The organism is Chryseobacterium paludis, from assembly GCF_025403485.1.
In the GTDB taxonomy this organism is placed as follows: domain Bacteria; phylum Bacteroidota; class Bacteroidia; order Flavobacteriales; family Weeksellaceae; genus Chryseobacterium; species Chryseobacterium paludis.
The window spans coordinates 2,666,935-2,687,126 of record NZ_CP099966.1; the positions used below are offsets into that span (position 1 = coordinate 2,666,935).

Genomic DNA, 20,192 nt, shown 5'->3' on the forward strand with positions numbered 1-20,192 from the left:
CTTATTCAGATAAACAAAAACACAAATGAAATTATAAAAAAGTGAGTACAAAAAAAATAAAGGCAGGCATTATTGGCCTCGGAAGAATTGGGCAAATACATCTTGCTGCTCTAAAAGCATTAACGAATATAGAAATAATAGCAATATCAGATCCTGTTATAGAGCATGGAAAAAAAATAGCCAAAGAACATCAGATTCCAGATTTTTATCCTGATTATCGTAACATTCTTCAACAAGAAGAAATTGATGCAGTTTGGATATGCTCCCCTACTGCTTATCATTTTATTCAGGTAAAAGAAGCTCTGGAAAACAATAAATATGTTTTCTGCGAGAAACCTCTGGATGCAGATCTAGGTAAAATACAGTCTCTAATTGATTCCTATCCCAATATCAATAATCGTCTTATGGTAGGTTTTAACCGTCGTTTCGATCCTGATTTTGCTTCTGTCAAAAAAAGGATGAAGGACATTGGAAAACCTGTTATCATTAAAATAACAAGCCGAGATCCTTTTCCTCCTTCTACAGAATACACCAGACAATCAGGTGGTATCTACAATGACATGAGCATTCATGATTTGGATATGGCCCGTTTTATTAGCGGAAGCGAAGTTGAGCAGGTTATTGCTATAGGCTCAAAAAACTACACCGAAGATATAGATACAACCCTTATTACCCTGAAATTTAAAAATGGGATTATTTGCAATATAGACAACAGTAGAAAAGCTTCATATGGATATGATCAGAGGTTAGAGATATTAGGAGATGAGGGAATGATCTGTGCAGAAAATAAAAAGATCAACAACATCCAATTTTATTCTGGAAGCACTATCCAGAGCAGTGTTTTGGAACCGTTCTTTCTAGAAAGATATAAAGATTCCTATGTAGAAGAAGCAAAAGCATTTCTCTCTTGTATACAGGAACAAAAAGATTTTCCTTCTACTGCCAATGACGCTTTGAAAGCATCAATGTTAGCAAATGCATGTGAACAATCCTTGGAAAAGCACCAGTTGATTTTTCTGTAAAGAAAATAATTAATACAACAATTTAAAAAATCAAATCTTAAAATCATGTTTATTATATTAATTCCTTTTCTCTTATTTACTGGTGGAGTAGCATTTATCTCCTGGTGGTATACAAGAAAAACAAAAATGGCACATTCCTCTATCGGTTATTTTTTGGGTGGCCGGGATCTCAGCGCTATCTTAATTGTAGCTTCATTGCTACTTACAAATCTATCGACAGAACATTTAGTAGGTCTCAACGGAAGTGCCTATGCTTTTGGGATGGAAGTAATGGCCTGGGAGACCTTAGCTGCTGTAGCTTTAGTACTTATGGCTGTATATTTTCTTCCGAGATATCTAAAGATGGGCCTAGTAACCATTACAGAGTTTTTAGAACTGCGTTATGATAAACAAACCAGAATGATTTGCTCCACGTTATTCCTTCTACTCTATATCACCACCCTTCTTCCTATTGTTCTCTATACAGGGGCTATCACTATGGAAAGTATTTTCAATGTTTCTGAGAATCTGAATATTGATAAATTCACCGCTATGGTGGTGATGGTGGTTGGAATTGGGGTCATGGGATCTATATATGCTATTTTAGGAGGATTAAAAGCAGTGGCGATATCAGATCTTATCAATGGGATAGGGCTGATTATCGGAGGGTCATTAATTCCGATATTGGCTTTTTATAAAATTGGCGATGGAAATTTTCTAACCGGTGTACACACTGTTTTTGAAGCAGTTCCCGACCGTTTTAATGCAGTAGGAGAATCCACTTCCGATCTTCCGTTTCCCGTACTTTTTACAGGAATGTTTATTCCACAGATTTTCTATTGGACAATGAACCAATCTATTATCCAACGGGCACTGGCAGCTAAAAATCTGGCAGAAGGACAAAAGGGAGTATTACTGACTGCCTTTTTCAAAATTTTCGTTCCTTTTATTGTTGTGGTACCAGGTATAATAGCTTACTATTATTTTAAAAATAGTTTAAATGATCCAGATTATGCCTATCCAGAGCTTGTAAAGTCTGTATTACCCATTGGTGGTATTGGTATTTTTGCGGCGATTGTAGTAGGAGCTATATTAAGTACCTTTAACGGAGCGCTAAATAGTGCTTCCACTTTGTTCTCCATCGATATCTATAAAGGATATTTGAAGAAAGATGCTACCGAAACCCAGATCGTAAAATTCGGCAAAAAAAGTGGTACTGTCATGGCTTTAGTATCTATGGCTATTGCTCCCTTTATTAGCATGGCAGGCAAAGGACTTTATATTATTCTTCAGGAATTCAGTTCCATCTTCAATATGCCCATTTTTGCGATCATCATTGCAGGATTACTACTCCCAAAAGTGTCTGCAAAAGCAGCTAAAATAGGATTAATATCGGGTACAATACTTTATCTATTTTCAAAATTTGGATTAGAAGCAATGGAAGTAAAAATCCATTTTTTACACCGTCTGGCCGTTGCATTTTTTGTTACTATTCTTACCCTTGTTATTGCGAGTAAATATTACCCCAGAGAAAACAACTTCGTTATTAAGGATACAGGTACAGTAAACGTAGAAAACTGGAAATACCTAAAGCCTGCATCTATCTGCATCATTATTCTTACCATTATTGTTTTTATCGTTTTCAGCCCCCTAGGAATTATTCCTAATCGTTAAATTACAATCAGATTTTATTACAGTTTAAAAAATAACAACACATTTCCATTTTTGGTATTTTATATTGATGACCGCCATTAAGTTAAACTTAATGGCGGTTTATTTAGAAAAATCTATTCTCTTATTTCTTTAATTTCTAAACAGTAATCCAGAAGAATATTTTAAGATCATAATACTTTTAACTCTAAATCAATTGTCTTCCCAAAGAACTTTTTCGAAATCTTTTCAAAATTCTTAGTCAGATCCGAAAGATAGAAATGATAGTTTGGCTTGGCATTCTGGTCATTTAAAAGATTGTATTTATCTAAAATAATTTTTAAATGACTGGCTACAATGTTTGGTGAGTCAATAACACGAACACGATTTCCATAATACTGCTTTATTTCATCAATTAATAAAGGATAGTGGGTACACCCTAAAATTAAAGTTTCTATATTCTTTAATTTACTATTACTTAAATAATTATAAATGATCGCATGTGTAATCGGATGATTCTTAAAACCTTCTTCGATCGCGGGCACTAACAAAGGAGTTGCCAATTCATCTACTTTAATCCATTTATTATGTTTTCGGATGCTTTTTTTATATAAGCCTGAATTTACCGTCGCTTTCGTAGCAATTACTCCAACATTCGTATGAATTTCATAGGATACTTTTTCTGCTACCGGATTGATCACGTCAATAACAGGAACTTTTCCGGCTACTGCCTGCATTACTTCATTTAATGCATTTGCTGTTGCCGTATTACAAGCTATGACTATTGCTTTACAGTTTTGCTCCAGCAAAAAATTAGTAATTTTCGTAGAATATTCTATAATTGCCTCACGAGACTTCTCACCATAAGGAAGGTGTTTTGTATCCCCAAAATAAATGAGGTCTTCATTAGGAAGCAGTCTTTTTATTTCTTTAGCCACCGTTAATCCTCCCACTCCACTATCAAAAATTCCGATAGGTTGTTTTGGTGAAAGATGTGAGTAGTCTTGTTTTTTAGTTTTCAAATGAGTTGAAATTTTATACAAAAATAGTAAATACTATGATATCTTAATTAAGATTGTTTATTGAATAATCCTTTGGATATCTTACTTTGTAACTCACCCGAAACTTCTTAGTTTCTGATGGAGAAATTTTCACATTCCAGGTCAAATATCCTTTCTCCTTGTCAACTTCCGCCTGATCACTTTGTAAGAGCTCAATTTTTACAGACTCATCTTTACTTAGCGGAAACTGATCTTTAAGTTCCATATCTATTGGATCCTTCTTATTATTTCGGATTACAATATCATAGGTATAAGTTTTTTCTTGATAAGATGAAAATAATTTGATGCTACTTTTATCATCAACAATTTCTTTTTGAATACTTATTTTTTTATCATCGCCTAAAGTAATACTTAGCTCATCGTTCGTTTGATCAGGTTTAATGTTTGTTTCCCCTATATACATATTTTCAAAGACTATTGTAGCAGGTGCTGAAATGAGATTGAATTTATTAAAGTCCTTAATCTTTGCAACTAAAAATGCATCTCTATTATATTTTGGAATTGCCGAATATTTGTAAGTAGCAGGGATTTTTATTTGTTTAAGATTAATAAGATGATCTTCATTATTACCTAAAATATCATACGGAACATCTACATCAAAACTAATATTAAATTGATTTTCAACAGAGGTAAAACCCATTGCTGTTACAACAACCTCTTCAATATTTTGCTCTTTAGCAATTGTATCACTTTTAATACCATATGCTCTTGCCACAACTTTTTCTTCATTCTTATATGAATTTAGAAACCAAGGGTTTAATACTGGAGCTATATTCTTATGGGAGGATCTTCCATTAATTAGAGACAGCTTAACCCCTTTCCAGTCTAAACCTGTATCTTGTCTTATTTTAGCTTTAAAAATCACATCTAAGGGTTCTGAAAGTTTATTTCCCCTTATTTCATAAAATGGCTGCCATGATGCATTTCTAGTCAAATAGCTTACTTCAGCTTTTACATTTACAGGAGTACTACTCGTTAACCTTACAATTAGAACACCATCTGAAGAGGCTTCTTCCATTTCAGAATTTATTTTCAAACTGCTTTTTAATCTAGCCAATTTTTTCTGAAGCACAGCATTATTTTTATTAACAGCGGCTAAAATATTGCTTATTTCAATTCTTTTATTCTTATAGAATTCTGTTAGTTGTATCAATTGTGTAACATTTGATGCATTGCTACCCACTAAAACAGTTTGGTTTTTATCCAAAAGTTCAAGAGTCTTAGTATTGGCTTCCAATTCTATATTGGATTTTGAAATGAGGTTCTCAACTATAGTAATACTGTCAGTCACTTTTTTAATCCTAGGATTTGTCTTATCCATATCATATTCAGATGTATAGTTATCTGTATACTGAGAAGAAAGGATAGACACATTCTTGTTATTAATATTGATTTGCAAAGATCTTTCTTCAATCTCATCTGAAATATTTGTAATAACAACTTCAGACGAACCAGCAGGTATGGAAAAACTGATGGAATTTTGCAATTCAGCAGAACTTCTATAGACATTCACAGCATTTACTTTCGCTTTAACAAAAATTGGTTTTTGTGCAAGACACAAAGCATTTATACATAGAAAAAATAGGAACAAATTTTTCTTCATAATTATTAGTTTTCAATAAAAGGATATTATTAATTAAAATTATACTAAAAACAGATCCGAAGCAACCCCATCTGCCATAAACCAATGCTTTTCAGGAATTTTTAGATGGCTGTTTTCAATAATTAAAATACCGTCAGCTATTTTTTGCTTTATTTCATTTTGAAACTTTTGAAGTATTTCATCCGAAAATTTAGTCTTCATACTATTCAAATCCACCCCCCAGATTGTTCTCAGCCCAATCATAATCATTTCGTTAAACTGATCTTCTTGTGAAAGGATCTCCGTTTCTTTAGCCAAAGTATTTGAATTAAGCTTTTTGATATAAATTTGATTGTTAGCAACATTCCAGCTTCTTATATCCGATCCATTATAAGAATGGGCAGATGGTCCTATTCCGAGATATTCTTTATATTTCCAATATGCTGAATTATGTCTGGAATAAAACCCCGGTTTCGCGAAATTAGAAACTTCATAGTGATCAAATCCATTATCTTTTAAAAAGTCTGACAGATAATAAAACTCTTTATTCTGCTCCTCTTCTTTGGGTTTGGATACTTTTCCTTTTAAAATCCAGTCATTTAAAGCTGTTTTTGGCTCCACTGTTAATGCGTATGAAGAAATATGAGGAACTTCAAGAGCTATTGTTTTATTGAGATTCTCTTTCCAGATCTCTAAATTAGAAGTCGGAGAGCCATAAATAAGATCAATACTTAGGTTTTCAAACCCAAAATCCTGTGCTCTTTTGATTGAACCCTCAGCTTCTGATGCATTATGAGCACGGTTCATTAACTTAAGATCTTCATCGAAAAAGCTTTGGGTACCAATTGAGAGCCGATTTACAGGCGACCTGGAAAGGTCTCTAAGAAAGTTTTTATCAAGATCATCTGGATTTGCCTCTAAAGTAACCTCTATATCCTTTGCAAAGCTATAATATTTTAGCGCCTCATCGACAATAGAATTGATTTCATCTCCCGAGAGAATGGATGGCGTACCACCTCCAAAGTAGAGAGACTGCAGTGTTTTATTCTGTAATTCATCTTTCCTTAGAAAAATCTCTTTCTTAATAGCAGAGAGTACCTCATCTTTAGATTGCAAAGATGTTGAAAAATGGAAGTTACAGTAGCTGCACTTTTGTTTGCAGAAAGGAATGTGAATATAAATCATAAAAAAAGCTCTGAAAAAATCAGAGCTCAAATTTATTTAAATTAAATTGATTAATATCTATATCCTCTATGATTAATAAAGTTATCAAAGTTATAACCTAATCCGATCATAAAGCTGTTTCCGCCATAAGTCTGGATATCAGATAATCCTAAGTTATAAGTTGCACCAATCATAAATTTATTGAATCTTACTTTTACTAATGGTGAGATACTTAACTGCTGGTTATCAAATCTATTCTGAACTGATCTATAACTAACTCCAAAAGAGAATGAATTGATATCATTAAAGAATGTAGCCATCAGGTTATAATCAATTGTTCTTGTAGAGTTGGTATTCAAGTTAATTAATGCAGATGGTGTTACATACATATTATCTGCAAAATGCCAGTCATATCCTAAGTTTAAGAAGAATTTTATTGGCGATGGCTCACGACCGTTAACGATAGATTCATCATTCGTTAAAGCGATATCATTCACAGAAACACCTGCAAAAATATTTCTGAAAGTAGCTGCTAAACCAAAGTTAGCATAAGCCATGAAAATATTACTTTCTGTACCCTGTAATAATGGGTCATAACCGTCTTCAGTATTAATTTTAGTATAATCAAAATTCATATTGTAGAAACTAACACTCGTACCAAAAGAGAATTGATCTTTTCTTTCTCCCTCACTACTAAGTGGGATAAAATATGAAGCACCCGCTGTAATACCTCCTGCCGAAATAGGACCATTACTATCTCTAAAAACTGATATCCCTGCCCCAACTCTATCAAAAATATTCGCATTAATCCCTACAGATTGTACATTAGGGGATTCGTTAAATTTTGAAAATTGTTGTTGATAATTGAGGTTGAGTTGTACATAATCTGTCTTACCGTATTGTGCTGGGTTGAACAGGAACTCACCATCCAAAAGATATTGTTGATAGTATGGTAATGTTTCTTGTGCTTTGTATGCATTTGACAAAAGAGCCAAACACACTATAGCATATAGTTTTCTCATAACAAATCTTGATTTCAATTCAACAAATATAAAAAAAATCTCAATATATTTTTAGTTTTCCAAATAATTTCTCCATTTTTTTACAGCATCCGCCATATCTTGAGGCATTGGGCTCTCAAAATACAATTCCTGTTTAGTGGTTGGATGTATAAATCCTAAGGTATGGGCATGAAGTGCATGTCTAGGAAGAATTTCGAAAACATTCTTGATAAACTGCTTGTATTTTGGTAGATTAACTCCTCGTAACGGCGTATGCCCCTCATATCTTTCATCATTGAACAAGGTATGCCCTATATGTTTGAAGTGCGCTCTGATCTGATGTGTTCTTCCGGTTTCAAGTTTACATTCTACCCAGGTCATGTATTTAAATCTCTCTAAAACTTTATAATGTGTCACAGCATGCTTCCCGTGGCTTCCATCTTCATATACCGACATCTGCATTCTATTCTTAGGATGCCTTCCTATATGACCCTTAATAGTACCTTCATCGTCCTGTACATTTCCCCAAACAAAAGCCCAATACAATCTTTTGGTCTTTCTTTCAAAAAATTGCTTAGCCAAGAAGCTTAAAGCATATTCGTTTTTAGCAATAACTAATAAGCCCGAGGTATCTTTATCTATTCTATGCACAAGCCCTACTCTATCCAGATCAGATTTTTCCCCTTTCTTAGCAAAATGAAATGCCAAAGCATTCACTAAAGTGCCATCCCAGTTTCCAAATCCTGGATGTACAACCATTCCTGGTTCTTTATCCACAACAACAAGATCGTCGTCCTCATAAATAATGTTGATTGGGATATCCTGTGGAATGATTACATTCTCTCTTGGAGGATGAGCCAGTAAAACGGAAATCTGATCACCAGGCTTCACACGATAATTTTGTTTTACAGGAGTTCCATTTACAACAACATTACCTGCTCTGCAGGTTTGTGAAATTTTATTTCTCGAGGAGTTTTGTCTGAATATTAATAAGAACTTGTCTATTCTTAGAGGCTCCTGGTTTTTGTCGACAGTGATATTAACATGCTCATACAATCCTTTATTTTCCTCATCAATATCGATATTGTTAGGATCTAATAATTCTTCATCTAAAAAATCTTCGTTATCTTCTGTCATGATTTTTATTTTTTACACAAAAGGCTTCAACATAAAAAGTTGAAGCCTATATTTTTTATAATAAATACTTGTTATTCTACTACGACTTTCTTGGCTTTTGGCTTTTGAGCAGGCTGTTGCACTGCATTATTTGCCGTTTTATTGTTACTTCCAGTATTATTTCCTGAAGAAACATTGGTAGTCGTCTTAGGTTTATTTTCCGTTGGTTTTGGTTTTGTTTCCGTAGCAGCTGGTTTTGTAGCAGAAACTTTTGGTGCTTCTACTTTTGCAGGTTCTACTTTTTTATGGACAACAGGTGTAGGAACAGGTTCATAAACCGGTTGCTGATGAACAGGAACTTCTTCATATTGTATCGGTGGAAGTGAGGTATCTACTTTCATTCGATATACAGAATTCAGTTCGTCTATTTTAGATCGTAATTCAGCTGGAGTTTTCTTACTGGCCCAAAGGTCTATTTGCATTCCCTGATCTCTTACATCTCCTGCAGCAGGATCCTGATAATAAATGATATCAGATTCATCTTTTCCACCATCTTCATGTTCTACCAATCCCACTTCAAACATACTTCTCGCGATAGCTGCTCTGGCATCTTTTACAGTGAAGCCAACAACATTGGGAATAGATATATTTCTCATTGGCCCAGAACCTACCACTACATCGATTGTTGAAAATCTAGGAATTAATGATCCTGGTTTTACAGGATTTCCTTTAAATAGGATTCTGAGAATTGCATCTTTCTGGATACTTGGTTCGAAAATGGTATCCCCTACCTTTAGACCAACCTGATCTATTCGTTGGAAAGCTAATCCGGAATACTTATTAATAACATCCGGAATTGCAACCGGAGCCCAGCTTCTAGGATTAACCATTAAATGTATTGCACGCCCGTCTTTCACATGGGAACCAGGTGTAGGCGACATTTTTAAAACCTGAAAAGGTCTGTATTTAGGATTATAAGTAGCACTATCTACTTCATACCCAAGCCCGGCATCATCTAATATTTTGACAGCCTCGTGTACGGATTTGTTGACAACATTGGGAACGGGTATTTCCTGACCATGATTTGTATGATATTCTAACCAACGAAATGTAAGCCAGACCAAACCCACAAAAACACCGATGGCTACTAACAAATTCAGTAAAACTTTCCAGTTGAAAAGTGATTTAAGCATACTTAAAAATACTTTAATTATAATGGCAAATATAGCTAATAATTTTAGAATGTACTTTTTATTTATCACAATTCATATTTGCTTTCAAAATTTTGAATTTTCCCTAATTGCATTACATAAAATGATTAAATTTGCCTTAATTGATACTATATGGTTATGAGCAAAAAAAGTGTTGCCGTAGTTATGGGAGGCTATTCTGATGAATATGTTGTTTCCCTGAAAAGCGGTCAATTAATTTATGATTCTTTAGATAGAGATCTATATAATGTACATAAAGTAGTTGTTTTAAAGGATAAGTGGTATTTTTTAGATGAAAATAACAAACAATACCCGATCAACAAAGGAGATTTCTCTGTAACATTGGAGAATAATGAACAATTAAAGTTTGATGTCTGCTTTAATATAATCCACGGAACACCAGGTGAAAATGGTATCCTGCAGGCTTATTGGGACGCGATAGGACAAACCTATACTGGATGTGATTTTTATCAGAGTGCTTTAACGTTCAATAAAAAAGACACATTAGCTGTATTATCTAAATATGGTATTCCTTCAGCAAAAAGTATTTATTTAAGGAAGGGAGAAAACATAAATGTTGATGAAATAGTAGACTATCTTGGGCTTCCTCTTTTCGTTAAACCAAATCAATCCGGATCGTCTCTAGGAATATCTAAGGTAAAAGAAAAGTCTGAATTACTCCCAGCAACAGAAATTGCATTTAAAGAAGATCATGAAATTCTAATTGAAAGCTTCTTAGATGGTATGGAAGTATCTGTCGGAGTAATTGATTTTAAAGGAGAAACTATTGTTTTAGGAATAACAGAAATTGTTCCTCAAAATGAATTCTTTGATTACGAAGCCAAATACGAAGGAGCTTCTGAAGAAATAACCCCGGCTAGAATTGACGAGGAGACAACTAAAAGAGTAGAAGAAATTTCCAAAAGAGCCTATGATTCTTTAGGGATGAGTGGTTTTTCCCGCAGCGAATTCATTTTAATGGATGGTATTCCTTATATGTTGGAAATGAATACCAATCCAGGATTCTCTCCGGCAAGTATTTTACCTCAGCAAGCAAGACATTACGGAATTTCTATTATGGATCTTTGCGGCAATGAAGTTGAAAAGGCATTAGCGAAAAAAACGAACTAATTATGAAAATTGCTGTTTTCCCAGGATCATTTGATCCAATTACTCTAGGACATTATGATATTATAGAAAGGGCCGCACCACTTTTTGATAAACTCATCATCGCAATTGGACAGAACTCACAAAAGAAATACATGTTTCCTCTTGAAAAGAGAATGGAATTTATTCAGAATTCCGTAGCAGAATTTCCTAATGTAGAAGTCGATTATTTTGAAGGTTTAACGGTTGATTTCTGTTTTGAAAAAAATGCTCAGTTCATTCTTAGAGGACTAAGAAATCCTGCTGACTTCGAATTTGAAAAAGCCATTGCTCATACGAACAGAACTTTAGCTCATAAAAAATTAGAAACTGTATTTCTATTAACTTCATCCGGAAAATCTTTTATCAGCAGCAGCATTGTAAGAGAAATTATCAATCACGGTGGTGAATATGAACTACTCGTTCCAGAAGCCGTAAGGGTTGAAAAAATAAAAAAATAGATGATCATTGATAAATGGTAAAAGATTTGCTTATGGAAGAATCAATCATTAATCTCTTGCCATTTATCATTCATAATATATGCACGAACAGTTCAATTTTGCCATAGAAGTATTGGGAACCATTTCCTTTTCCATGTCCGGAAGCTTTGCAGCGATGCAAAAGCGACTTGATCCGTTTGGTGTTCTCATTATCGCTTTCGTTACTTCTGTAGGAGGTGGAACTGTTAGGGATTTACTTCTTGATATTCCGGTATTCTGGATGCATGATTTATTAACCTGCGCCGTGATTATTATGACCAGTATTTTCACAATGGTTTTTAAATCCCTGGAAAAAAACTTTCAGGTCACCCTATTTATTTTTGACAGCCTTGGACTGGGATTGTTTACTATAATAGGAGTTCAAAAAGGCTTAAATGCAGACATTCATCCTTTAATATGTATTGGACTTGGGACCATTACTGGTTGTTTTGGAGGTATTATCCGAGATATCCTGCTCAACAGAATACCCTTAATCTTTAGAAAAGAGATTTATGCAACAGCCTGTATAGTGGGTGGGGCTGCATTTTTATTAATGACCAAATACACTGATCTTTCATACACATTCATCCAGATATTTACTATTATACTGATTGTAGCAATACGTACATTAGCTGTAAAATACCACTGGCAGATGCCTAAATTTTATGGTTACGATAATAATTCGGAAATGTAGATATAAAGAACAAAATAACACAAACAAAAGGCAGAAAATAAATTTTCTGCCTTTTTATATTTTTAAATTTTGAGTAAATTATCTTATTTTTCCTCCTCTCTGTCTCATATTAGGATTATGCATATGCTTTTGCATTGTTGGCATTTTCAACTGATCTTTCATCATTTTGATCTGATCCGTCATCATTCCTGCACTATCAAGTCTTTTAGCTTCTTCCAATAGTTTTTGCCCTTCCTGTTTTCTTCCTTTAGAAATTGCAGAAGCTGCAAGATTCAACGTAGCCATTGCTCTATCATGTTTCATATTCAAACCATATTCAAGAGCTTTCTTCATTAAAGGTTCTACTTTTGTAGGGTGTTCCTGAGCTAAAGTTAATCCCTGAAGATAGTGAAAATACCCATATTGAGATTTATGAAGCTGGCTTGGATAGTTCGTGATATGATCTAAATATGTCACCGCTTTCTGCATATTTTGTTTTCTCAATTGCCAGAATGCCAAAAGGATGTATTCATTTTTAAAGAAAAGAAAAATAGGCAATGCTGCTAGAAGAAATACTACGATTCCCCAGCCTAAACTTCTTGTGAAGATCATCAAATAAAGACCCGCGATGATAAGAAGTGCTGCGATTACAATTTTTATATATTTGTTCATTATTAAAATTTAGAAGTGCAAAGATAAAAAATTTAGAGGTTAGAAGCTAGAGGTTAGCTGTCTGAATTCTTAACAACTATTCATTTTTAATTTTTTCATAAGTTTGAAAGCAGAAATCATACTGATTTTTTTCATCTTTCTCATGGCAGATCTCACTTGTTTTGCTCCACAATCTTCCATCTATTTTTGGAAAGAATGTGTCAGCTTTTAAATCCGCTTTCACTAAAGTCACTTCAAGCCTGTCTGCAATATCCATGGTCTGTTCATAGATATTTCCACCTCCGATAATAAAGACATTTTCATCAATTTTCTTAGCAAACTTTACCGCTTCTTTAATACTTCCAACAATTAGAATCCCTTCTTCAAACCAATTTTTTTTACGTGAAATAACAATATTGGTACGATTAGGAAGTGGTTTTCCAATACTTTCGTAAGTCTTTCTTCCCATGATAATCGGATGCTCCGAGGTTAAATCTTTAAAGTGCTTTAAATCTTTAGGAAGATGCCAAAGTAACTGGTTTTCAAAACCAATTTCATTCTTCTCTCCCATGGCTACCACTATTGTTGTCATTCAAATTATTTTCTGCAAAATTAGCACATAATTTGTATATTTGATTAGCACAAAAAATTTAAAAAAAATAAACTATGAAAAATAAAGGCTGTCTGAGCGCTGGAACAATTGGCATCGCTCTCCTTATCATTGTTGCTGTCATCTTCTTCTGGGGAAAAAGCGGATATAATAGTTTCGTTACAAAAGAACAAAATGTCAATAGCAAATGGTCTAACGTAGAAACTGTATATCAGAAAAGAGCCAACTTAATTCCTAATCTTGAAAGAACGGTAAAATCGTATTCAAAATTTGAACAAGAGACTTTAACTAAAGTTGTTGAAGCTCGTTCTAAAGCGACATCTATCAATATTGACCCTACCAATATGACAGAAGCAGATCTTGCAAAATTCCAAGCTGCACAGGGAGAATTATCCGGAGCATTAAGCAGATTAATGGCTGTCGTAGAATCTTATCCTAACCTGAAAGCTGATCAACAATATATTAATTTCCAAAGAGAATATACTGCAATCGAAAACAGTATCAGATCAGAAACTGTTTATTTTAACGATGCTGCTAAGGATTATAATACATCAATTAAAACTTTCCCAAATAATATTTTGGCGAATTTTACAAACTTTAAAGAAAAACCATACTTCAAGGCGGAAGCAGGAGCGAGTAAAGCACCTGATGTTTTCTCTGAATAATGAGCAATTTCCTAACAAATCAGCAAATAGCTTCCCTCGTGGAAGCTATTAAATCTGCGGAAGAAAATTCTACAGGCGAGATCAGAGTGCATATAGATTCCAATACAGAGACTCAGAACGCCGGAACGGCGTTAGAAGTTTTTAAAAAACTGGATATGCATAAAACCGCCGAAAGAAATGCAGTACTCTTTCATGTCAATTTCGAACAAAAATATCTTACGATTATTGGGGATGTTGGAATTCATGAGAAGGTGCAGCAATATTACTGGGACCATCTCCATGATTTTATCACTTCTGAATTTGCAAAAGGAAACTATCATAAGGCATTGAAAAGTGCTATTCTGGAAACCGGTCTTGAACTTAAAAAGTATTTTCCTGTAAAAGGAGAAAATCACAACGAACTTCCCAATGAAATTACATTCTCTTAAAATAGTATTTTCATTTCTATTTATTTGCTTTTACAGCTTTGTATCAGCACAATATACTATACCTAAAAAACCAACTGTTTTATATCCTGTTTATGATGAAGCCAACTTGCTTTCACAGCAGGAAAAAGATGCTCTAAATAATAAACTAATTAAGTTTGCTGATTCAACATCAACGGAAATTGAAGTAATCATCATTCCAAGTACCAAAGGACAGGATGTCAATTTTCTGGCAACAATGTTTGGTGAAAAATGGGGAATTGGCAAAAAAGGAGTGGATAATGGTATTGTATTTCTTATTGCTACCCAGGACAGAACAATGTCTATACAGCAAGGAAGAGCAGTTGAACAATACCTGACAGCTTCTGTTTCAGGGCAAATATTGGATTATCTCGTAACTCCTAACTTCAAACAAGGACTTTGGTACGAAGGCATTAACAGGGGAACCTCAGCCATTATGGAGGCGGTACAGGGAAAGTTTAAACCCATCAATGAACCCTCCGGTGGCGGGAATACAAAAGCATTTAAAGTACTCATCATTGCCTTCGTGATATTTATTATTCTCGCTATACTCTTTGGAAACAGAGGTGGTGGTGGCGGAAATAATAATGACGACGATGATGTGATCCTTACAAGAAGAGGTCGTAGAAATTATCCTGGTGGATTCTTTCCTTTCCCAGGCAGTTTTGGAGGTGGTGGTTTTGGAGGTGGAAGCTCCGGAGGCGGTGGATTTGGAGGCTTTGGCGGCGGTGGAAGTTTCGGCGGCGGTGGCGCTTCAGGAGGATGGTAAGATAAAGGTAAACACATACAATAAAGTATTAGAATACATCAATTAGTGATGATCTTTCAACAAATATATTTCCTTTTCCAATTCTTGGAATCATCATTGAGAAAATACTTTCATTAAAGGAGAATGAAGTTATCCATACTGATTCTCAATACTGTTTCTATGAATATTAATATATTTAACAAATCCTATATCTTTTTATAAAATTTAAATATAAAAGCTTCTAAGGTCTTCTGGTCTTAGAGGCTTTTGCTTTTGGGGTAATTCTTATACTTTTTTTCATGTCCTCAAAGACAAATCCCTTAAAGAATAATTTAGTTTCTGTTACAACATAATTTGTCGGGCAATAAGCTGTGAATCACATATCGTAATCCCTAATTACAAAGATTTTAAAAATATTAAATTTATTCTAGGTAAAACATTTACAGTACTAGAAAATCTCAACCAAGATGTTTAATTCAATTAATTTCTATTGTAAAAAATATTCACGAATGAGGGATTTTAAAAAAAAATTGATATTTTTGAAGGAAGTGAAATCTCCGAAGAATTTCATATAATAAAAAACACAAAAAATTATTTAAGATGAAAAAGAAAATTTTCAGAATCTCAGCATTATTATTTCCATTGCTTGTAACAGCTCAGGTAGGAGTAAATACAAGTGATCCAAAAGCAATGTTTCATATCGATGGTAATAGGGATAATGGCACTACAGCAAATTTCATGCAGCAACTAAATGATTTTGTTGTTACTAAAGATGGAAAGGTAGGGATAGGAACAACAACTCCAATAGATCTCCTAACCATGGTAGGAAATGGAAATGCAGATGTAAATATTGGTCTATTTACCAATGGTAATAAAGGCCAGGCAATCGCTTATCATAATACACTTTTTGATGGCACTCCAATTACTCCGCAGACTGTAGGAACATCCAGAAGTATCACTGCTTTTGAAGGATATGCCTATAATCAGAATTTCACAAAACCCAACCTGATATCTTCTGTTGTAATGAGAACAGGAAGGAATGTAGGAGGAGAAATTTGGTTTGGAACCTCTACTACTAATACAGGGAATTACACTAATCACTATAATTCATCTATTGACAACAATGGAAATATGGGAATTGGTGTAGATCCTACAATAAGAACCGCAAAATCAAGGCTTGAAGTAAATGGTGTCATAAGTTCAACCCCTCAAACCTTAATAAGTAGTGGGGCACAAATAACAAGCACTGTAGTAAGTCTACAACCAGCTGCACAAAATGATAATTACATTTTACCAAGCCCTAAAACTGCTCCTGGTGCTATTATTTTTGTACGAAATATTACAACAATTACTGCTCAAATTACTACTCTTGTTGGTCAAATTATTGATGCTTCAAAAATTGGAGGAAATACAAATTTCTCGATGATTGGAAGCGACAGTGATCCCAGCAAAACCAAGACTGTAATGCTTGTGAGTGACGGGTTTAACTGGACAGTATTTAAACCCAGCAATTAGAATAGCTATTTAGAATGAAAAGACTATAACAATCGTTGTAGTCTTTTTTTACATTACCTAGAAATCAATCCATTATTGTAAAAAAATCTTTTTAAATTTACAGAAAGAGCACATTTTGAAAAAGACATTAGTGGTTTTTGCACATCCTTACCTAGAACATTCTAACTCGAATGTAGAGCTTATCAACTTCTATGTTCGCCACCAGCATTTTACCCTACGTGATCTTTATGAGGATTATCCAGACTTTCATATCGCTGCCTTCAGAGAAAGAAAAAGACTGAATAATTATGATCGTTTTATTTTTCAATTTCCGATCATCTGGTTTGGAATGCCTCCACTACTAAGGTTATGGATTGATGAAGTTTTTGACCGCGACTGGTTAAAAGAGGGGGAGTATAATCCATTGGAAGGAAAAGAGGTGCACATTTTAGTAACCACAGGAGGGAAAGAAAGATCTTTTACAAAAACAGGAACTTATAAATACACTATAGATGAACTTATAAGTGGATTAATTGTTTCTTTAAATGTTTTCAAAGCCAATATCAAAAATATCAAGATCGTCTATGAAGCTAATAAACTGACAAAAAAGGAAATTATTCTGCATAAAAAAGAATTTATGGAACTACTGAATCAATAGAATATGGAATCTTCTTTAGCAATGAACACATTATTATTCCTTGGTGTAGCCATTATTATGGTTCCACTGGCGAGGAAATTTGGACTCAGTTCCGTAATTGGATACATTGCTGGAGGAATAATTATTGGCCCTTATGTTCTTAAACTCACAGGAAAGAATGTAAACGATATTATGCATGCCAGTGAGTTTGGAGTGATCATGCTTTTATTTTTAGTCGGATTAGAACTGGAACCCAGAAAGTTCTGGGAAATGCGAAAAAAAATTATCGGACTGGGATTAACCCAGATGCTTCTTACCATTTCTTTGCTTATTTTGGTTTTCATTGCTGTAGGATGGAGAATTGATAAAGCGGCGGCTGTAGCCATGTGTTTTGCACTGTCATCTACCGCTATTGTTCTGCAGACTTTACAGGAAAAGAATAACCTGAAAACAATGGCCGGTGAAGCTTCTTTCTCCACTTTATTATTTCAGGATATTGCGGTAATTCCAATCCTTGCCATACTTCCTCTTATAGCACATTATAAAGCGAGAAGTCACGATAATGAAATACAAATAATCATTCAAAAACTGCCTGAATGGTTGCAAGCAGCTACCGTATTATTTGGAGTAGCTTTTCTTATCTTATTGGGAAGATACGTATTTGTTCCGTTTTTAAGGTATGTTTCAAAATCAGGAATGACGGAATTGTTAACTGCTTCTTCTCTATTTCTGGTTATTGGAGTTTCAGAACTAATGATCGCTATAGGTTTATCTCCAGCACTAGGAGCTTTCCTTGCAGGAGTTATGTTAGCTAATAGTGAGTTTAGACACGAACTTGAAGCACAGATAGATCCATTTAAGGGTTTATTATTGGCTGTCTTTTTTGTGAGTGTAGGATCTACAATGAATTTCAATATTATTCAACAGGATCCCATATTTATTTTCAGCACTGTATTTGCCGTTTTAATGATAAAGTTTGTTGTTTTATATGCGATCGGAAAGTTTTTCAAAATTGATACACCGCAAAGTTTATTTTATGCGTTTGCTCTTTCGCAAGTTGGAGAGTTCTCTTTCGTTCTCCTGAACTACGCCTCGGATCTTTATCTTTTAAGTCCTGAACTAAATGCTCAAATGATGGCTGTAACCGCGATTACAATGTGTATCACTCCGTTCCTTCTAATTTTAAACGATAAATTTCTTACCCCTAAATTCATTAAGAAAGAGCCAGAAGGTGAACATGATTTTAATATTCTCGACAGTAATGTCACTCAAAAGAAAATTATCATTGTTGGTTTTGGTCATTTTGGAAGTACAGTGGGGAGGTTATTAAAAGCCAATAAAATTACAGCAACTGTTTTGGACAGAGATTCTGATCGGGTAAAGTTATTAAGAAGTTATGGCTTTAAAGTGTATTACGGGGATGCTACCAGAATTCCTATCTTAAGAGCCGCTGGAATTGAAGATGCTGAAGTATTGGTTCTCTGTCTTGATGATGCGAATGATAATATGTTCATTGCTGATCTTGTTCGTGAACACTATCCGACCGTTAAAATTTTTGTAAGGGCAAAAAATAGAATTGATGCGTACAGTTACCTAAACAACGGTATTGATAATATCTACCGTGAAACATTAGGCACAGCCGTAGATATGGCTATTGATGTTCTTCATGAAACAGGTATGAGAAAATATGCAGCAAGACGACTTGGTCAAAGATTTATGGCTATTGATAAAGCCTCTATAAGAAGACTGGCGAAAATAAAAGAAGAAGATGAAATACTCCTTTTTACCACAAAAGAACTCCTCCAAAGAGAGGAGGAGCTATTGGCATTTGATAATCTTAGTTTTGATAATAAAGATTGGGAAGGCTCTACAACTGTTGAAGAAGAAGAAGAAGATCCTGAAAATTAACTCCCTTAGTGTATGTTTACACTTCCGCCACTGCTTTCCTCTTTGTTTACAGCAGTAACATTCCCTTTTTTATGTACATCAATACTTCCACCTGAAGAAGCGTTAGCATCAATTTTTGATGTTACACTTATTTCAACATTTGCTCCACTTGAAGCTTCAGCTTTTACATTGTCTGCAACAACATTCTCAGCAGAAATACTACTTCCTGAAGAGGAAGTAATCGTGGCATTTTTAGATTTTCCGGATATTGAAATACTTGCCGCAGAAGAGGCGTCAACATCTAAGTCAACAGCCCAGATTTTACCTTCAAAGCTACTGCTGCTACCAGCAGAAATTTCAAAATCATTAGCTTCCAGGTCTCCGGTAATACTTCCGGCACTGGATATTTCTATATCTGTCTTTTCCTGAACAAACTTATCTTTAACTGTAATTTTTCCCGCAGAATTTGCTGCAAGCTTAGTAAAGTCTTTAGTGTAAATTTTTGCAGTTACATTACTTGAATTCATTACTCTGATTCCTGGCTTATAATGAATATGAAGTTTTCCCCCACTATTATCTACAAGAATTTCATTAATAATATTTTCAGGTGCTGAAATAACTACTCTTTCTGTTTCAGATTTTATAATTTGTGCATCAATAGCCTGAGAAACCTCTATTTCATCAAAGTCACCTTTAAATTCCTTTTCCCTTGTAGGTCCGTGATCTTTGTCTGTTACAGTAGACACCCAATCACTTTTTTCTTTGTATTTTCTATCATGTTTTTCATTACACGAGGCTAATACCACGAAAGCTGAAAAGATAAAAAGAGTCGTTTTTTTCATATGTATCAATTTTATAAATTAAGTTTAAGTATTCTATATTAATAACAACTAATGTATAAAAAATATTACAACCGTCTGGATAATTATATTCATTTTCCAAATTAGAAGCACTGCCAATTCCCATCAAA

General features: G+C 34.2%; 20 protein-coding genes. 11 read left to right on the forward strand and 9 right to left on the reverse strand.

Features of this window, described 5'->3' with window-relative positions; genetic code table 11:
- The first annotated feature begins 41 nt into the window (after window positions 1–41).
- Window positions 42–1,022 carry an inositol 2-dehydrogenase gene (iolG, locus tag NG806_RS12030; protein WP_214828280.1) on the forward strand — a complete coding sequence of 327 codons (981 nt, stop codon included), beginning with the start codon at window positions 42–44 and terminating at the stop codon, window positions 1,020–1,022.
- Between the two features lie 45 nt (window positions 1,023–1,067).
- Window positions 1,068–2,675: a solute:sodium symporter family transporter gene (locus NG806_RS12035; protein WP_261509830.1), complete on the forward strand. Its 1,608-nt coding sequence runs from the start codon at window positions 1,068–1,070 to the stop codon at window positions 2,673–2,675.
- Window positions 2,676–2,842: 167 nt separating this feature from the next.
- Here NG806_RS12035 and murI read toward each other — a convergent pair whose 3' ends face one another.
- The 6 genes from murI to NG806_RS12065 form a co-directional block, all read right to left on the reverse strand.
- On the reverse strand, window positions 2,843–3,673 hold the full coding sequence (gene murI / locus NG806_RS12040) for a glutamate racemase (protein ID WP_214828277.1): 831 nt from the start codon (window positions 3,671–3,673) through the stop codon (window positions 2,843–2,845).
- A gap of 43 nt (window positions 3,674–3,716) precedes the next feature.
- Window positions 3,717–5,315, reverse strand: coding sequence for a DUF4139 domain-containing protein (locus tag NG806_RS12045; RefSeq protein ID WP_261509831.1), 1,599 nt, complete (start codon window positions 5,313–5,315; stop codon window positions 3,717–3,719).
- Between the two features lie 39 nt (window positions 5,316–5,354).
- Window positions 5,355–6,479, reverse strand: a complete 1,125-nt coding sequence (gene hemW, locus NG806_RS12050) for a radical SAM family heme chaperone HemW (RefSeq protein WP_261509832.1) — start codon at window positions 6,477–6,479, stop codon at window positions 5,355–5,357.
- Window positions 6,480–6,529: 50 nt separating this feature from the next.
- Window positions 6,530–7,480 carry a PorP/SprF family type IX secretion system membrane protein gene (locus tag NG806_RS12055; protein WP_172283607.1) on the reverse strand — a complete coding sequence of 317 codons (951 nt, stop codon included), beginning with the start codon at window positions 7,478–7,480 and terminating at the stop codon, window positions 6,530–6,532.
- Window positions 7,481–7,531: 51 nt separating this feature from the next.
- Window positions 7,532–8,596, reverse strand: coding sequence for an RluA family pseudouridine synthase (locus tag NG806_RS12060; protein ID WP_261509833.1), 1,065 nt, complete (start codon window positions 8,594–8,596; stop codon window positions 7,532–7,534).
- A gap of 71 nt (window positions 8,597–8,667) precedes the next feature.
- Window positions 8,668–9,768, reverse strand: a complete 1,101-nt coding sequence (locus tag NG806_RS12065) for a PASTA domain-containing protein (protein ID WP_261509834.1) — start codon at window positions 9,766–9,768, stop codon at window positions 8,668–8,670.
- A gap of 156 nt (window positions 9,769–9,924) precedes the next feature.
- Here NG806_RS12065 and NG806_RS12070 point away from each other — a divergent pair, with 156 nt between their 5' ends.
- The 3 genes from NG806_RS12070 to NG806_RS12080 all read left to right on the forward strand — a co-directional run bounded on the left by NG806_RS12070 (window position 9,925) and on the right by NG806_RS12080 (window position 12,105).
- Window positions 9,925–10,917, forward strand: a complete 993-nt coding sequence (locus tag NG806_RS12070; protein ID WP_214828236.1) for a D-alanine--D-alanine ligase — start codon at window positions 9,925–9,927, stop codon at window positions 10,915–10,917.
- 2 nt (window positions 10,918–10,919) lie between these two features.
- Window positions 10,920–11,393 carry a pantetheine-phosphate adenylyltransferase gene (gene coaD, locus NG806_RS12075; RefSeq protein ID WP_214828233.1) on the forward strand — a complete coding sequence of 158 codons (474 nt, stop codon included), beginning with the start codon at window positions 10,920–10,922 and terminating at the stop codon, window positions 11,391–11,393.
- Window positions 11,394–11,472: 79 nt separating this feature from the next.
- The gene (locus tag NG806_RS12080; protein WP_261509835.1) at window positions 11,473–12,105 is read left to right on the forward strand and encodes a trimeric intracellular cation channel family protein; all 633 of its coding nucleotides are present in this window, start codon (window positions 11,473–11,475) and stop codon (window positions 12,103–12,105) included.
- A 78-nt stretch (window positions 12,106–12,183) separates the two neighbouring features.
- Here NG806_RS12080 and NG806_RS12085 read toward each other — a convergent pair whose 3' ends face one another.
- Window positions 12,184–12,756, reverse strand: a complete 573-nt coding sequence (locus tag NG806_RS12085; protein WP_214828230.1) for a tetratricopeptide repeat protein — start codon at window positions 12,754–12,756, stop codon at window positions 12,184–12,186.
- A 76-nt stretch (window positions 12,757–12,832) separates the two neighbouring features.
- Window positions 12,833–13,327: a dihydrofolate reductase gene (locus tag NG806_RS12090; protein ID WP_214828228.1), complete on the reverse strand. Its 495-nt coding sequence runs from the start codon at window positions 13,325–13,327 to the stop codon at window positions 12,833–12,835.
- Window positions 13,328–13,401: 74 nt separating this feature from the next.
- On the opposite strand from NG806_RS12090, the gene NG806_RS12095 reads away from it, so the two are divergent.
- The 6 genes from NG806_RS12095 (at window position 13,402) to NG806_RS12120 (ending at window position 19,243) form a co-directional block, all read left to right on the forward strand.
- Complete coding sequence (locus tag NG806_RS12095; RefSeq protein WP_214828226.1) at window positions 13,402–14,010, forward strand: LemA family protein; 609 nt, start codon at window positions 13,402–13,404, stop codon at window positions 14,008–14,010.
- Entirely contained in the window at window positions 14,007–14,438 is a 432-nt protein-coding gene (locus NG806_RS12100; protein ID WP_214829208.1) for a TPM domain-containing protein, read from the forward strand. The genes NG806_RS12095 and NG806_RS12100 overlap by 4 nt, the downstream gene beginning before the upstream one ends.
- Window positions 14,419–15,225, forward strand: a complete 807-nt coding sequence (locus tag NG806_RS12105) for a TPM domain-containing protein (protein ID WP_214828225.1) — start codon at window positions 14,419–14,421, stop codon at window positions 15,223–15,225. Before NG806_RS12100 ends, NG806_RS12105 begins: the two co-directional genes overlap by 20 nt.
- A gap of 579 nt (window positions 15,226–15,804) precedes the next feature.
- A complete protein-coding gene (locus tag NG806_RS12110; RefSeq protein WP_261509837.1) occupies window positions 15,805–16,719 on the forward strand; it encodes a hypothetical protein in 915 nt (304 codons plus the stop codon).
- A 115-nt stretch (window positions 16,720–16,834) separates the two neighbouring features.
- A complete protein-coding gene (locus tag NG806_RS12115; RefSeq protein WP_261509838.1) occupies window positions 16,835–17,356 on the forward strand; it encodes an NAD(P)H-dependent oxidoreductase in 522 nt (173 codons plus the stop codon).
- Window positions 17,357–17,359: 3 nt separating this feature from the next.
- Complete coding sequence (locus NG806_RS12120) at window positions 17,360–19,243, forward strand: monovalent cation:proton antiporter-2 (CPA2) family protein (protein WP_214828222.1); 1,884 nt, start codon at window positions 17,360–17,362, stop codon at window positions 19,241–19,243.
- Between the two features lie 5 nt (window positions 19,244–19,248).
- Here the strand turns inward: NG806_RS12120 and NG806_RS12125 are convergent, their stop codons facing one another.
- Window positions 19,249–20,064: a head GIN domain-containing protein gene (locus NG806_RS12125; protein ID WP_261509839.1), complete on the reverse strand. Its 816-nt coding sequence runs from the start codon at window positions 20,062–20,064 to the stop codon at window positions 19,249–19,251.
- Window positions 20,065–20,192 lie beyond the last annotated feature (128 nt).